We start from the raw sequence: 14,396 nt of genomic DNA on the forward strand, positions 1-14,396 counted from the left end.
CGCCCCTTATCGCTCGTATTCTTCGAGTATTTGCCAGCCGTTCCAGACCGGCTTAGCCCCTTCTTTAATGAGTTTGTGCGGTCCTTCCGACAGTGCTGAATCGATATTTCCAGGGACCGCGAAAATATCTTTTCCGTGGTCCAGTGCATGTTCAATCGTACTTAACGTTCCGCTTTTCACTTTCGCTTCTGTGACCACTATACCTTTGGATAAACCACTGATAATTCGGTTCCGCATTGGAAAATTCCACTTTTTCGGCGGCATATACGGTGGGTATTCGCTGACAAGCAAATGATTTTCTTCTATTATATATTGCAGAACTGCGTTTTCTTTCGGGTAGGGATGTAAAAAACCGCTGCCTACAACCGCGATCGTCCGGCCGCCCATTTTTATGGTTTTGGAATGCGCCATGGCGTCTGCCCCTTTTGCCAGTCCACTGACAATAACCGTATTTTGATCAATTAAGGGAGGAATGATTTTGGACAAGGCCAGTTCCGAGTAAACGGAGGCCTCTCTCGAACCAATAATGGCGATTTTAGAAGGATGGGCCAGCAAATCGATATGTCCTTTGGCATATAACACCACCGGAGGATCAATCAAATCGTGCAAACTTGATGGATAAATGGAATGTTTAAAAGAGATGGGGAAGATGGAGTGTTTTTCGTAAATCTGCCTGAAAGGGATTTGCAGGGAATGGATATACGCTGATTTAATGCGGCCGGCTTGAGCAGAGGGGATATTCAGTGCTTCGGCTAATTCGTAGATGGGCATGCGGTAAAAAAATTGCAGTTCCGGGTCCTTTTCTAAAATCCGGTTTAATCGGCTTAACGGTTTTGGATACACATAATGCAAGGCCAACAGCCTGTGCTGAAAATCACTTTCCATTTCATCCCTCCAATAATTAGGTAAAGAAAAATAAGGTGCATCGATTATGATGCACCTTGTTTTTCAATTAATGTGTTTTACATTGCTCATACAAACCTTTTTCTTTGATGACTTTGATCAATGTCTCACCGATGACAGATGGCGTATCTGCCACTTCAATACCGGCTTCGTTCATCGCTTTGATCTTGTCTGCAGCAGTTCCTTTACCACCGGAAATAATGGCGCCGGCATGGCCCATGCGTTTTCCTGGAGGTGCAGTTTGCCCGCCGATAAAGCCGACAACCGGTTTTGTCATATTCGCTTTGATCCATTCTGCAGCTTCTTCTTCCGCTGTCCCGCCGATCTCACCGATCATGACAACAGCCAATGTATCGTCATCTTCGTTGAACTCTGCTAATACATCGATGAAGTTTGTGCCGTTGACCGGGTCTCCCCCGATACCAACAGCAGTTGACTGGCCAATGCCTTCTTCAGACAGTTGGTGCGTCGCTTCATACGTCAATGTACCAGAACGTGACACTACGCCAACATGCCCTTTTTTATGGATGTATCCAGGCATGATGCCGATTTTGCATTCTTCCGGTGTGATAACGCCCGGGCAGTTCGGCCCGACCAGACGGGTTTTCTTGCCTTCCATATAACGTTTCACTTTAACCATATCCAGTACCGGAATGTGCTCAGTGATGCAGATTGCCATGTCCAACCCAGCTTCAGTGGCTTCAAGGATTGCATCTGCAGCAAAAGGAGCCGGCACATAAATTACAGATACATTCGCACCTGTAGCTTTTACAGCGTCTTCCACTGTATTGAAAACAGGTACTCCTTCAACTTCAGTCCCGCCTTTTCCGGGCGTTACACCTGCTACGATTTTTGTTCCGTATTCAAGCATTTGCTTGGTATGGAAAAGGGCAGTTGACCCTGTAATTCCCTGTACAAGCACTTTTGTGTCTTTGTTAATGTATACACTCATTTTTGTCCCTGCCCTTCTTTAGCCTACAAGTTCTACAATCTTTTTAGCGCCATCTGCCATTGTTCCGGCAGCTACAATATCAAGATCTGATTCGTTCAGCAGTTTTTTACCCAATTCAACGTTTGTTCCTTCAAGACGTACAACCAATGGCACATTCAAGCTGACTTCTTTTGCCGCTTGGATGACACCTTCTGCAATGACGTCACATTTCATGATACCGCCGAAAATGTTTACGAAAATCCCTTTGACATTCTGGTCAGAAAGAATGATTTTAAAGGCTTCCGTTACTTTTTCAGCAGTGGCACCGCCCCCAACGTCAAGGAAGTTAGCGGGTGTTCCGCCGTAGTAATTGATGGTATCCATTGTCGCCATCGCAAGGCCGGCACCATTTACCATACAGCCGATGTTTCCATCCAAAGAAATGTAGCTCAAGTCATACTTGGAAGCTTCGATTTCTTTTGGATCTTCTTCGTCGTAATCACGCATTTCCATGATATCCTGATGACGGTATAAAGCGTTGGCGTCAAAATTGAACTTTGCGTCCAATGCGACTACCTGGCCGTCACCTGTCACTACCAACGGATTAATCTCAACAATCGAAGCATCTTTTTCCAGATAAGCCTGGTAAAGGCCAAGCATCAGCTTAGCTGCTTTGTTGACAAGTTTTGCCGGGATATTCATATTGAATGCCATACGGCGTGCCTGGAAGCCAGTCAAGCCGACAACCGGATCGATTTCTTCATAGAAAATACGGTCTGGCGTATTGGCTGCCACTTCTTCAATGTCCATCCCGCCTTCTTCTGATCCCATCAAATTGACGAGTGAAGTTTCCCGGTCAAGAACCAATCCAAGGTAGTATTCTTTTTCGATGTTGCTGCCTGCTTCAATATACAGACGTTTCACTTCTTTGCCTTCTGGGCCTGTTTGGTGAGTGACAAGCACTTTGCCAAGCAATTCTTTTGCGTAAGCGCGTACTTCGTCCAGGTTTTTCGCCAGCTTGACACCACCCGCTTTACCGCGTCCGCCTGCATGGATTTGTGCTTTCACCACGACAACATCCGTACCAAGTTCTTTTGCTGCTTTGACCGCTTCTTCCGGAGAAAAAGCTACATGGCCTTCAGGAACTGCTACGCCATATTGTCTCAGGACTTGTTTTCCCTGATATTCATGGATATTCATCTTTTGTCCTCCAATCAACCGTCTATCTCGTAATTTTAGTACCTCTACCATTGTAATAAAGTTGCCACAAAATGTCCACAGTTGTCGGAGCTAGTCCAGAAACTTCACGGCAACCATCATTGACTTTCATTTACTGAGCACTGTTTCGCCAGGATCGTCTTCACCGGCTCAAAAGTCTTCCGATGAATCAGGCAGGGCCCATGAAGCTCAAGTGCCGCAACATGTTCTTTTGTGCCATATCCAGCGTGTTTCTCAAATCCATACAGCGGGTATTCCTCTGCGTATCGCTCCATGATGTTATCGCGCTCAGTCTTGGCTAAAATAGAAGCTGCTGCAATGCACAGGCTTTTTGCGTCCCCTTTGATGACGGAGTGACACGGAACCGCCAGATCCAGTTGCATCGCATCAGCCAACACAACATCAGGCTGAACGCTGAGTGCCGCGGCTGCTTTTGCCATGGAGAGCTTTGTTGCTTGATAGATATTGTGCCGGTCGATTTCTTCGGAAGACTGGATATGCACAGCATAACTCACGGCAAGTTTTTTTATGATTTCAGCAAATCGCTCCCGTTTTGATTTCGTTATTTTTTTGGAATCATCAAGGCCGAGGAGTTCCGTACAGTCTTCCGGCAGAATAACAGCGGCAGTCACTACAGGACCTGCGATCGGCCCACGGCCCGCTTCGTCAATCCCGGCTACTTTGTTTGCGGTGTTTTCTTTAAATGATCCATCAAACCGTTCCTTCAATTGATGATTATGTACTAAGCTTTCCCTCAGTTTTTTTCTTCTATGCCATGCCGCCACTAACGTCTGAACGCTTTTCCTAGGATCCTTCTCCAGATCCGCCATCCAGGGTTCCCATGTTTCGGCCAGCTTCAATTTTTCTTTCAGTTGTGATACAGACTCCATATCATCATTCCATTTCCTCGTTATAGTAAAACAACAAAGAGGCTGAACCCGTGTTCGGGCCAGCCTCCAGTACTCCAATAAATAAGGCAGAGAAGTCATTCGTCTTCAATCATCTCGTCCCGATAATCAAAAGTGACTCGACCGAAATGCTGATTGCGGATATCGCGGACGATAACTTCTGCTGTCATATCGTAATCGATTTCGCCGCCCGCTGTGATACATCGTCTCTTTTTTCCGATATGATCAAAGCTGTTGACAATATCTTCGTCTATTTCATCTAAGCCATAACGTTCTTTTAAACGATCGGGATAGCGGGATTCCAAAAATTTCAATGCGTAAACCGCCAATTCCTGCATCTGAATGACTGAATCTTTTATGGCACCTGTTACAGCCAATTTCAACCCTGTTTCAGGGTCTTCAAATTTCGGCCACAAAATTCCAGGTGTATCAAGCAATTCAATTTCTTTTCCAACTTTAATCCATTGCTGGGCTTTTGTAACGCCGGGCATATTCCCCGTTTTGGCCAAGCTTTTCTTGGAAAGGCGGTTAATCAACGTCGACTTCCCGACATTCGGTATACCGACGATCATAGCCCGGATGGCACGTGGCTTAATGCCTTTGGCAATCATCCGGTCCCATTTCTCAGACAATATTTCTTTTGATGCCTTCGTCACCAGCTGCAGCCCTTTGCCTTCAAGTGAATTGATCGCCACTGCACGGTTTCCCTGCTTTTCGAAATAGTGGATCCATTTCTTCGTTTCCGCTTCATCCGCCATGTCCATTTTGTTTAAAATAATCAGGCGGGGTTTTTGCTGGATCACCTGGTCAATCATCGGATTGCGCGAAGACAACGGCAATCTGGCATCCACCAGTTCGAATATAATATCCACCAATTTCAGTTTTTCTGTTACTTCCCTGCGCGCTTTGGCCATATGCCCGGGAAACCATTGTATCGTCATAATAACACTCCTTACTTCACGAGGCCCGCTTCCGGAAAAGGCCAGAAAACGAAATTTGTACTGCCGACGATTTCCTCTATCGGTACAACGCCGATGTGGCGGCTGTCTTTGCTTGCCCTGCGGTTATCCCCCATGACAAACACATAGCCATCAGGTACCGTACTTTGGCCGGTTAACTCCTCCAAAGTGAAATCCTCAGTCAGCGTACCGGAAATCCCTTCTTTGTAAGAGGCCAAATAAGGCTCTTCCACCGCTTCTCCATTGATGTACAATTGGTCTTCTTCATAAGCGACATGATCACCCGGCAAGCCGATAATCCGTTTTATATAATCTTTTTGCTCCGGTGCATGAAACACAACGATATCATATCGGTCGGGCTCTCCGACCGTATAGCCGATTTTGTTGACAATCATCCGATCTCCATGTTCCAATGTCGGCATCATCGACTCTCCGTCCACCACGATTGGAGTAAAAAAGAAAAAGCGGATAATGGCAGCAAGACCAAATGCGATCAATAAAGCCTTCGACCATTCCCACATCTCATTTTTTTTCTTACCTTCAGTTTCCATGGGCGTTCCTCCCTGAACGTTCTGTCCTAATTGTACAAGGAATCCGATATTTTAGCAAAAAAGAAAGAGGGCGCATGCGCCCTCTTTCTGTGATGCCATCTTATCGAATTTCTTTGATGCGAGCTGCTTTACCGCGAAGGTTGCGCAAGTAGTACAATTTCGCACGACGAACTTTACCGCGACGGGTAACTTCAAGCTGAGCAATTTTTGGTGTATGAACAGGGAATGTCCGTTCAACGCCAACACCGTAAGAGATTTTGCGGACTGTGAATGATTCACTGATTCCGCCTCCGCGACGGCTGATTACTACTCCTTCGTATACCTGGATACGTTCGCGGGTACCCTCGACAACTTTCACGTGGACGCGCACAGTATCTCCGGGACGGAAATCTGGAAGATCCGTACGAAGTTGTTCTTTAGTGATTTCTGCAATAATGTTTTGCATGTTTTTTCTCTCCTTCTACAGATGCTCTTGCAGTCATCTTCTGTTGCAGCGGAACACCGTGATCGTGTACTTCACATAAAAGTACATTGTCCATAGTATCACTAATCGATGATGCGTGCAAGAGCAATTCCGTTATCTTTTTTGTTGTTCCAAATTAGAAAGTATTTTTTTCTGTTTATCTGTCAACTCGATTTTTTCAAGCAGATCCGGTCGCCTTTCGAGTGTCCGTCTCAGCGTCTGCTCTTCACGCCATTGATCAACTTTGGCATGGTTCCCTGATGTCAATACAGCGGGCACTTCCCAACCTCTGAACTTTGCAGGACGGGTGTATTGAGGGTGTTCAAGGAGGCCTGTTGAGAAGGAATCACGCACCGGTGAATCAGCATTTCCAAGGACACCCGGAAGCAGCCTGACGACACTGTCAATAACAGTCATCGCTGCCAGTTCGCCACCTGTAAGAACAAAATCACCGATCGAAATTTCATCCGTCACCAAATACTCCCGAATCCGCTCGTCATATCCTTCATAATGCCCGCAGATAAACACCAGCTCTTGTTCTTTTGCCAACTCTTCAGCTTTCTGCTGTGTAAAGCGTTCGCCTTGTGGGCACATCAAGATGACGCGCGGCTTTTTCTCTGTCGCCAATGTTTCCACCGCGTTGAAAATCGGTTCAGGCTTCAGTACCATTCCTGCCCCTCCGCCAAAAGGATAATCATCCACTTGCCGTTTGTTATCCGCAAATTCGCGAAAATCCGTGACATTCAACGAGACCGCATTTTTTTCCTGCGCTTTTTTGAGAATCGATTGATTGAAGACCCCTTCAAACATGGCCGGAAATAAAGACAGCACATTTATATTCATTCCGACAACAGGCCTTCCATAGCTTCGATGACGATTTTCTTTTCATCAACATCCACTTCTTTTACCACATCTTCGATATATGGGATGTAATGCTTTTTCCCTTCCGAAGGAGTCACTTCCCACACGTCATTTGCTCCGGTTTCCAGTATTTCACTGACTTTGCCGATTTCACGGCCTTCCGTTGTATAAACCGAGCAGCCCAGGATTTCATGGTGGTAATAAGCATGGTCTTCAAGTTCCGTAAGGTTATGCTCCGCAATTTTCAGATAGGACTCTTTGAATTCCTGCACATCATTGATATTCGGGTATCCTTCAAAAGATACCAATTCAAAGTTTTTATGCTGCCGATGGCTGGCGATTGTTACCATAATCGGCTTTTTTGCATCCGGTTTGAACAGTCCCAGTTTCATCCCGACGGCAAAACGTTCATCCGGAAAATCTGTCCGTGACATGACACGGACTTCTCCGCGGATGCCATGCGTATTAACGATTTTCCCTACATTAAACCATTCCACGAGCAACCATCCTTTCCATAAGAAATACTGTATGATTTTTTGCTTTCTGGATAATGACATCAGGCAGGAAGAGGAAGCAGCACAAAAGCAGGCTGCTTCGAATCTCCCGGTCCGAAGAAAAAAGGAAGGAACCGGGGCTCCTTCCTTTCTCTTAATCCACAATATCCACGTAAGTCTTTTTCTTATGATAACTGCCTGCTGCTGAATACACAATCGAACGAATCGCTTTCGCCACGCGTCCTTGCTTACCGATCACTTTCCCTGTATCTTCTGAATGCACGGAAAGCTTATAGACGATACGGTTTGCGTTTTCGTCTGTTTCAATTCGGACATCGTCCGGATGGTCAACCAACGGTTTCACAATGTTTTCAATCAGCTGCTTCATAGAAAAACTCCCTTACTTGCTTAGTTTTTCATTATGGAATTTTTCCATAATGCCGTTTTGAGAAAACAAGTTGCGTACAGTATCAGATGGTTTCGCACCATCGTGAAGCCATTTCAACGCTAGTTCTTCGTCGATTTTCACTTCAGCTGGAACTGTAAGCGGGTTGTACGTGCCTACTGTTTGAATTTGACGGCCGTCACGTGGAGCACGTGAGTCAGCTACTACAATACGATAGAAAGGAGATTTTTTAGCTCCCATACGTTTTAAACGAATTTTTACTGCCATTTTATAAAACACCTCCGAATAGTTTCACACAAGATATTATATTATCAAGCTTTAAATAGTTTGTAAAGTATTTTTTCTTAACAGTAGAAAATTTACTTAAAAAGAGAATCCAGGCCTTGCAGATTCATCTTCTTTTTTCCTTTTTTCGTGTTCATGCCGGACATTTGCTTCATCATTTTCTTCATGTCTTCAAATTGTTTCAACAGGCGGTTCACATCCTGAATGGTGGTTCCTGAACCTCTGGCAATGCGCTTTTTGCGGTTGGCATTGATGATTTCCGGAGTCGTCTTTTCCTGCGGAGTCATCGAATAAATGATCGCTTCAACACGGTCCATCTGACTTTCGTCCACTTGGGCGTTCTCCAGCCCTTTGATTTTGTTGGCACCGGGCAACATTTTCAAAATTTCATCGAGAGGTCCCATCTGCTTCACCTGACCAAGCTGCTCCAAAAAGTCATCAAAGGTAAAAGAAGAAGTGCGGAACTTTTCTTCCAGCTCTTTTGCCCGTTCTTCGTCTACGTTGGTCTGGGCTTTTTCGATGAGTGACAGCATATCCCCCATGCCAAGGATCCGTGAAGCCATCCGCTCTGGATGAAACGCTTCGAGGGCATCCATTTTTTCGCCCATACCGACGAATTTAATCGGCTTTTCCGTTACGGACCGGATTGATAAAGCGGCACCGCCCCGTGTATCTCCGTCCAATTTCGTCAGAATGACACCTGAGATGCCGAGGCTGTCATTGAAATTCTGGGCAACATTGACTGCATCCTGACCGGTCATCGCATCGACGACCAGGAATATTTCATCCGGCTCTTTTAACGCCCGGATATCTTTCAGTTCCTGCATCAGCTCTTCATCCACATGCAGGCGCCCCGCGGTATCGATGATGACAGTATCCAAATGTTCTTCTTTGGCATGCTCAATCGCTTGACGTGCAATCTCCACCGGGGAGAGCTCAGTGCCTTTCGAAAAAACCGGAAGTGACAATTGCTTGCCGATGGTTTCCAATTGCTGAACAGCGGCTGGACGATAAACATCGGCTGCCACCAGCAGTGGTTTGCGGTTATGCTTTTTGCGCAGTACACCCGCCAGTTTCCCGGTAGTCGTCGTTTTACCGGCACCCTGAAGCCCGACCATCATGATGACAGTCGGCTGCTTGGTCGAGAATTCGATTTTACTCTGTTCCCCGCCCATTAAGTTCGTCAGTTCATCTTTTACGATTTTTACGACTTGTTGGCCGGGTGTCAGGCTTTGCATAACATCCTGCCCAACTGCGCGTTCACTGACCTTTTTTACAAATCCCTTAACTACTTTTAAGTTGACGTCCGCTTCGATCAAAGCGAAACGGACTTCGCGCATCATTTCTTTTACGTCTGCTTCAGACACTTTTCCTTTGCCTTTAATCTTTTGGACGGTGCCCTGCAGGCGTTCGGCTAATCCTTCAAATGCCATCTTTTCCGCCTCCTAATCCCATTCTTTCAGCTGATTCAGAAATTCCCTTACCCGTTCTTCCGTGTAAGGGTGTTTTTCAAACTCGGCCACCAATTGCTGCCGCTTCTGAAATTTCTCGAAAAGCTGTAATTTCTCTTCATATTCTTCCAGCATCGCTTCTGTCCGCCGGATATTATCGTACACTGCCTGGCGTGTAATATCATATGCTTCTGCAATTTCTCCGAGAGAATGGTCATCTAAATAGTACAGCATCATATAATTACGTTGTTTAGGCGTCAGCAATTCTTGATAGAAGTCGAATAAATAATTCATGCGCGTCGTTTTTTCCAATCCCATCATCAGCTGCTCACCTCTCTTTATAACCCTCACCATACAGGAAAATGAATTAAGCCGTCAAGTAATTTTACTTGTCTGCTTCTTCGTTTTCAAGTTGTTCTTCTTTGTCCAATCCTTCTGCGAACAATCCATAGACATATTTCTGCGGGTCAAACGGCTGCAGGTCATCCAGCTGTTCCCCAAGCCCGACAAATTTGACAGGAATCTTCAGTTTGCTCCGAATCGCCAGGACGATGCCGCCTTTTGCCGTGCCGTCCAACTTTGTCAGCACGATACCGGTGACTTCTGTCACTTCTTTGAAAGTCTGTGCCTGGATTAGCGCATTTTGTCCGGTCGTCGCATCCAGTGCCAGCAGGACTTCATGGGGAGCTCCTGGGATTTCACGCGAGATGACACGGTGGACTTTCTGCAATTCATTCATCAGATTGACTTTGTTCTGCAGGCGCCCTGCTGTATCGCAGATCAATACGTCGACACCGCGGGACTTCGCTGAACGGACAGCATCATACATGACTGCCGCCGGGTCGGAGCCTTCGCTTTGCTTGATGACATCAACCCCGACACGCTGCCCCCACACATCCAATTGTTCGATGGCACCTGCCCGGAACGTATCTCCAGCCGCCAGCATAACGGTTTTGCCTTCCTGCTTAAAGCGATGAGCCAACTTACCGATGGTCGTTGTTTTCCCGACTCCATTGACACCGACCATCAAAATTACGGTCAGGTCATCCGAGAAATTCAGTTCATTTGTCTCTTCTTCACCTGCCTGATAAATTTCCACCAGTTTTTCAGAAATCACGGATTGGACATTTGATGTGTCCCGGACATTTTGACGCTGCACTTCAAAACGCAGTTGATCCATTAATTCCATGACTGTTTCAAAGCCGACATCGGCCTGCAGCAGGATTTCTTCCAGATCTTCGAAAAAATCTTCATCCACTTTGCGGTAACGCGCCACCAGGTCATTGATCTTCGAAGTAAAACCCGTACGTGTTTTCGTCAGGCCTTCTTTGTATTTTTCTGTTGATTCCACAGCTTCGTTATTTCCTGAGAATTTATCTTTCAACTTTTTAAAGAAACTCATTTAACCACTCCTTTTTTAGACTTCTTCCTGCAGTTTAACAGATACCAGTTTGGAGATTCCGGATTCCTGCATGGTGATGCCATACAGCACATCGGCCCCTTCCATCGTCCCTTTGCGGTGCGTAATGACGATGAACTGGGTATCTTCGCTGAATTTCTTCAAGTACTGACTGTAACGCACGACGTTCGACTCATCAAGCGCCGCTTCCACTTCGTCCAAAATGCAGAACGGAACCGGTCGGACCTTTAAAATAGCGAATAACAGGGCGATGGCAGTCAATGCCCTTTCCCCTCCTGACAACAAACTCAGATTCTGGAGTTTCTTGCCGGGTGGCTGAGCAATAATTTCCACTCCTGTCAGCAGCATATCCTGCGGATTTGTTAAAATAAGATCGGCCGATCCACCACCAAACAATTCTTTGAATACCCGCTGGAACTGATCGCGGATTGCATGATAAGTATCTTCGAAACGGTGTGTCATTTCTTCGTCCATTTCGCGGATCACCATCCGCAGTGTGTCCTTTGCTTCATTCAAATCAGTGCGCTGGTCTGTCAGGAACTGATGGCGTTCAGCCACTTGCTCGAATTCTTCAATGGCATTGAGATTGACAGGGCCCAACTCTTCGATCGATTGCTTCAGCAACTTCACTTTTTTCCGGACAACGCTTTCTTCGTCTGTCAACGAATACCGTTTCGCTTCGTCGAACGTTAAATGATAGGCACTTTCCAACTGACCGACCAGACTTTGTATCTGAACGTCGATACGCGTCGATTTTACTTCACAGATACGGATGGCTTCCACAAATCCTTTGTGTAACCGCTGTTGTTCTTTTGTTTCTTTTTCCAGCTCATCAAACTCTTTTTGCTGTGTCGTCCGTTCGTTTTTGGCTTGTTGGATCTGCTGTTGCACTTTGGTCTTTTTTGCTGTCCATTTTGAGATTTCCTGAACGATTTCTTCATCAGAATACCCGTTTGCCGCTTCCTCCGACTGGATCCACGCAAGGGCTTGCCGGCTTTCTTCCAGCTTCCTGTCGCTTTTCAGCTTTCTTTCCAGCAATTCCGCTTCGCTTTGAACCAGCTGTGTGACCCGCTCTTTCATAACAGCAGAAGCAGATTTCTGTTCAGCCAATTTTGACAGAATGGCATCACGGGCCGATTCGTTCTGCTGCTTGTAACCGGTCAGTTCATCTATTTTCTGTGAAATGCCGGTTAATTCCTGTTCAATCTGCCTCAGTCTTTCCGATGCGCTTTGTTTCCGCTCCGTGACAGAAGTCAAATCCAAATCTTTGTTTTTTTGTTCGGCCATGAACAAGTGATAGCGTTCTCGTGTCGTTTTCAGAACGGCTTCAATTTCCCGCAGCACAATCGAGCGTTCGGATTCCAAATTCCGGAACTGCTCACCTTCCGCGCGAAGCTGCTGCAGGCTTGCTGCCGCCTCTTCCAATTCCTTTTTTTCCCTGCTGACTTTTTTCTCGGCCTGCAGGATTGTCTCATCCAATTCTTTGGACTGGGTGATCAGCTGTTCGAGTTCTGCTTTTCTCGTAAAGAAAGTGGCCTGGTTTTTATTGGCACCGCCGGTCATGGAACCACCGGCATTGACCACATCACCTTCCAATGTTACCACCCGGTACCGGCTCATTGTCGCCTTCGAAATGGCGGTAGCCCCTTTCAGGTCTTTTGCGATAATGACATTGCCCAGCAGGTTTTCGATGATCATGCTGTAAGAAGAATCATAAGAGACGAGTTCGAAAGCCATTTTGATATAGGAAGGGTGCTGTTGGATAGTCTCGATCGTCTGAGCCGGAATCTTCCTTGGCTTCATGACATTCATCGGCAGGAAAGTTGAACGCCCCGCTTTCTTTTTCCGCAGAAACTCAATCGCTTCACGGGCATGAGCTTCGGTTTCCGTAATAATATGCTGGCTGGAGGCTCCCAACGCGGTTTCAATCGCTTTCGCATACGGCTGGTCCACTTGGGCAATTTCTGCTACGGCCCCCACAATACCATTGAGGTGTCCTTTCTCACGAGCCTTAAGGACTTCACGTACTCCCTGAAAAAAGCCGGAAAAATCCGCTTCCAGCTCCTGCAGAGTTTCGATGCGTGCGGTCAATTGCTTTTGTGACTGATAAGCCTGGATCAACATGTCCTGCTTTTTATCAAATCCCTCTTTGAATTGACCGTACTCTTCTTCCATCTGACGATAATGCTGCCGCTTTGCTGCCAGCATCTGTTGGACTTCATCCAAATCCTTTTGCGCTGACTGCCGCTCTTTTTCCAGCTTAATCAGTTCCCGGTCAAAGTCGGATTGTTGACTGGCAATCCGGCCAGTCGATTCTGATAATTGCCGTTCCTGAAATTCTATATTCTTCAATTCATTTTTGACACTTGCTTGTTCATTCATCAAATCGATGTAAACCGATTTTTGTCCTTCGATTTCATCGTCGATATCAGCTGGGGACAGTCGCAATTGGCTTTCCAGTTGCTTGATCCGGCTTATAATCGATTGCTGTTCTCTTTTCTGCTTTTCAAGCAGAGCGGTCTGTTCCGTATGTTTTTTCTGCAACAGTGCATTCTCCGCTTGTTCAGCATCCACACTTTCCTGCAGCTGCTGCGTTTGACGATCGGCATTATGTTTTTTCTCCGACATCAAGAGCTTTCTGCCTTCCCATTTCTCACTTTCGGCACTTGCTTCCACCAATTCGTTCTGACTGCGGTCAATGGCTTTGTCCAACTGACCCAACGACTTCCGGATAGCCGCCATTTCCTGTTCTTTTTCAGCAATCGCTTCTGCTAGTTCCTGTTCTTTTGCTGTGTGTTCTTTGGCATCTTCGGACAAACGGCCGAGTTCCAGCTCAAGTTGTGATACATCATGCGCCAGCAGAGCGATGTCGGCATCTTTCAGCTGCTCTGTCATATCCAAATAATCGCGCGCTTTCGACGCCTGGATTTGCAGCGGCTCCATCCGTCCATCCAGTTCATGCAGGATATCGAGCACGCGGTTCAGATTGTCTTCGGTTTCGCTCAATTTAAACTCCGCTTTTTTCTTCCGTTGCTTGTACTTCAAAACACCGGCGGCTTCTTCGAAAATTGAACGCCTTTCTTCCGCTTTGCTATTTAGAATTTCATCCACACGTCCCTGTGAGATAATGGAGAACGCTTCTTTCCCAAGTCCCGAATCCATAAATAAATCCGTAATGTCTTTTAATCGGCAGTTTTGCTTGTTCAGCAGATAGGCGCTTTCCCCACTTCGAAAAACCCTCCTCGTTACGCTGATTTCGCTGTAATCGAGAGGGACTCGTCCATCGGTATTATCCAGTATCAATGTCACTTCTGCAAAACTCAATGGTTTTCTGGATTCACTGCCGGCAAAAATGACATCCTCCATTTTCGCACCGCGCAGCGATTTCGCTGATTGTTCTCCGAGTACCCAACGGATCGCATCGGTCACATTGCTTTTGCCGCTTCCATTCGGGCCGACAACAGCTGTTACGCCAGGGACAAAGTCAATGCCGATTCGATCGGCAAAAGACTTGAATCCCATCACTTCCACTCTTTTCAAATACAT

Annotated in this window: 15 protein-coding genes; all 15 read right to left on the minus strand. The window is 46.3% G+C overall.

The features are described 5' to 3' along the window. Positions 1-6 precede the first annotated feature (6 nt). The 15 genes from dprA to smc all read right to left on the minus strand — a co-directional run bounded on the left by dprA (position 7) and on the right by smc (position 14,396). Complete coding sequence (gene dprA / locus EEX84_RS04100) at positions 7-885, minus strand: DNA-processing protein DprA (RefSeq protein ID WP_123164314.1); 879 nt, start codon at positions 883-885, stop codon at positions 7-9. Positions 886-952: 67 nt separating this feature from the next. Continuing rightward, positions 953-1,855 (minus strand): succinate--CoA ligase subunit alpha, encoded by a 903-nt coding sequence (gene sucD, locus EEX84_RS04105; RefSeq protein ID WP_123164315.1) that lies wholly within the window; start codon positions 1,853-1,855, stop codon positions 953-955. Between the two features lie 18 nt (positions 1,856-1,873). Beyond that, a complete protein-coding gene (gene sucC / locus EEX84_RS04110; protein ID WP_123164316.1) occupies positions 1,874-3,034 on the minus strand; it encodes an ADP-forming succinate--CoA ligase subunit beta in 1,161 nt (386 codons plus the stop codon). Between the two features lie 116 nt (positions 3,035-3,150). After that, the gene (locus EEX84_RS04115) at positions 3,151-3,942 is read right to left on the minus strand and encodes a ribonuclease HII (protein ID WP_123164317.1); all 792 of its coding nucleotides are present in this window, start codon (positions 3,940-3,942) and stop codon (positions 3,151-3,153) included. Between the two features lie 95 nt (positions 3,943-4,037). After that, complete coding sequence (ylqF, locus tag EEX84_RS04120; protein ID WP_123164318.1) at positions 4,038-4,901, minus strand: ribosome biogenesis GTPase YlqF; 864 nt, start codon at positions 4,899-4,901, stop codon at positions 4,038-4,040. An 11-nt stretch (positions 4,902-4,912) separates the two neighbouring features. Beyond that, positions 4,913-5,470 carry a signal peptidase I gene (gene lepB, locus EEX84_RS04125; protein WP_123164319.1) on the minus strand — a complete coding sequence of 186 codons (558 nt, stop codon included), beginning with the start codon at positions 5,468-5,470 and terminating at the stop codon, positions 4,913-4,915. Between the two features lie 100 nt (positions 5,471-5,570). After that, positions 5,571-5,915 carry a 50S ribosomal protein L19 gene (rplS, locus tag EEX84_RS04130; protein ID WP_123164320.1) on the minus strand — a complete coding sequence of 115 codons (345 nt, stop codon included), beginning with the start codon at positions 5,913-5,915 and terminating at the stop codon, positions 5,571-5,573. Between the two features lie 132 nt (positions 5,916-6,047). Then, on the minus strand, positions 6,048-6,776 hold the full coding sequence (gene trmD, locus EEX84_RS04135) for a tRNA (guanosine(37)-N1)-methyltransferase TrmD (RefSeq protein ID WP_123164321.1): 729 nt from the start codon (positions 6,774-6,776) through the stop codon (positions 6,048-6,050). Continuing rightward, entirely contained in the window at positions 6,773-7,291 is a 519-nt protein-coding gene (gene rimM / locus EEX84_RS04140; protein WP_123164322.1) for a ribosome maturation factor RimM, read from the minus strand. The genes trmD and rimM overlap by 4 nt, the downstream gene beginning before the upstream one ends. A gap of 151 nt (positions 7,292-7,442) precedes the next feature. Continuing rightward, positions 7,443-7,676: a KH domain-containing protein gene (locus EEX84_RS04145; RefSeq protein ID WP_123164323.1), complete on the minus strand. Its 234-nt coding sequence runs from the start codon at positions 7,674-7,676 to the stop codon at positions 7,443-7,445. A gap of 12 nt (positions 7,677-7,688) precedes the next feature. After that, positions 7,689-7,961, minus strand: a complete 273-nt coding sequence (gene rpsP / locus EEX84_RS04150; RefSeq protein ID WP_052651220.1) for a 30S ribosomal protein S16 — start codon at positions 7,959-7,961, stop codon at positions 7,689-7,691. A gap of 92 nt (positions 7,962-8,053) precedes the next feature. Next, positions 8,054-9,412, minus strand: coding sequence for a signal recognition particle protein (gene ffh / locus EEX84_RS04155; protein ID WP_123164324.1), 1,359 nt, complete (start codon positions 9,410-9,412; stop codon positions 8,054-8,056). Positions 9,413-9,424: 12 nt separating this feature from the next. Further along, positions 9,425-9,748, minus strand: a complete 324-nt coding sequence (locus EEX84_RS04160; RefSeq protein ID WP_123164472.1) for a putative DNA-binding protein — start codon at positions 9,746-9,748, stop codon at positions 9,425-9,427. Between the two features lie 67 nt (positions 9,749-9,815). Further along, the gene (gene ftsY, locus EEX84_RS04165; protein WP_123164325.1) at positions 9,816-10,832 is read right to left on the minus strand and encodes a signal recognition particle-docking protein FtsY; all 1,017 of its coding nucleotides are present in this window, start codon (positions 10,830-10,832) and stop codon (positions 9,816-9,818) included. Positions 10,833-10,847: 15 nt separating this feature from the next. Further along, complete coding sequence (smc, locus tag EEX84_RS04170; RefSeq protein ID WP_123164326.1) at positions 10,848-14,396, minus strand: chromosome segregation protein SMC; 3,549 nt, start codon at positions 14,394-14,396, stop codon at positions 10,848-10,850.

Origin of the sequence: Planococcus salinus, from assembly GCF_003719725.1 — a bacterium.
GTDB lineage: Bacteria > Bacillota > Bacilli > Bacillales_A > Planococcaceae > Planococcus > Planococcus salinus.

Bases quoted from the DNA above. Each gene is read 5' to 3' on its own strand.
- smc (WP_123164326.1), bottom strand. From the start codon at position 14,396: ATGTATTTGAAAAGAGTGGAAGTGATGGGATTCAAGTCTTTTGCCGAT.
- rplS (WP_123164320.1), bottom strand. From the start codon at position 5,915: ATGCAAAACATTATTGCAGAAATCACTAAAGAACAACTTCGTACGGAT.
- ffh (WP_123164324.1), bottom strand. From the start codon at position 9,412: ATGGCATTTGAAGGATTAGCCGAACGCCTGCAGGGCACCGTCCAAAAG.
- sucD (WP_123164315.1), bottom strand. From the start codon at position 1,855: ATGAGTGTATACATTAACAAAGACACAAAAGTGCTTGTACAGGGAATT.
- EEX84_RS04115 (WP_123164317.1), bottom strand. From the start codon at position 3,942: ATGGAGTCTGTATCACAACTGAAAGAAAAATTGAAGCTGGCCGAAACA.
- rpsP (WP_052651220.1), bottom strand. From the start codon at position 7,961: ATGGCAGTAAAAATTCGTTTAAAACGTATGGGAGCTAAAAAATCTCCT.
- ylqF (WP_123164318.1), bottom strand. From the start codon at position 4,901: ATGACGATACAATGGTTTCCCGGGCATATGGCCAAAGCGCGCAGGGAA.
- ftsY (WP_123164325.1), bottom strand. From the start codon at position 10,832: ATGAGTTTCTTTAAAAAGTTGAAAGATAAATTCTCAGGAAATAACGAA.
- dprA (WP_123164314.1), bottom strand. From the start codon at position 885: ATGGAAAGTGATTTTCAGCACAGGCTGTTGGCCTTGCATTATGTGTAT.
- sucC (WP_123164316.1), bottom strand. From the start codon at position 3,034: ATGAATATCCATGAATATCAGGGAAAACAAGTCCTGAGACAATATGGC.
- trmD (WP_123164321.1), bottom strand. From the start codon at position 6,776: ATGAATATAAATGTGCTGTCTTTATTTCCGGCCATGTTTGAAGGGGTC.
- lepB (WP_123164319.1), bottom strand. From the start codon at position 5,470: ATGGAAACTGAAGGTAAGAAAAAAAATGAGATGTGGGAATGGTCGAAG.
- EEX84_RS04160 (WP_123164472.1), bottom strand. From the start codon at position 9,748: ATGGGATTGGAAAAAACGACGCGCATGAATTATTTATTCGACTTCTAT.
- EEX84_RS04145 (WP_123164323.1), bottom strand. From the start codon at position 7,676: ATGAAGCAGCTGATTGAAAACATTGTGAAACCGTTGGTTGACCATCCG.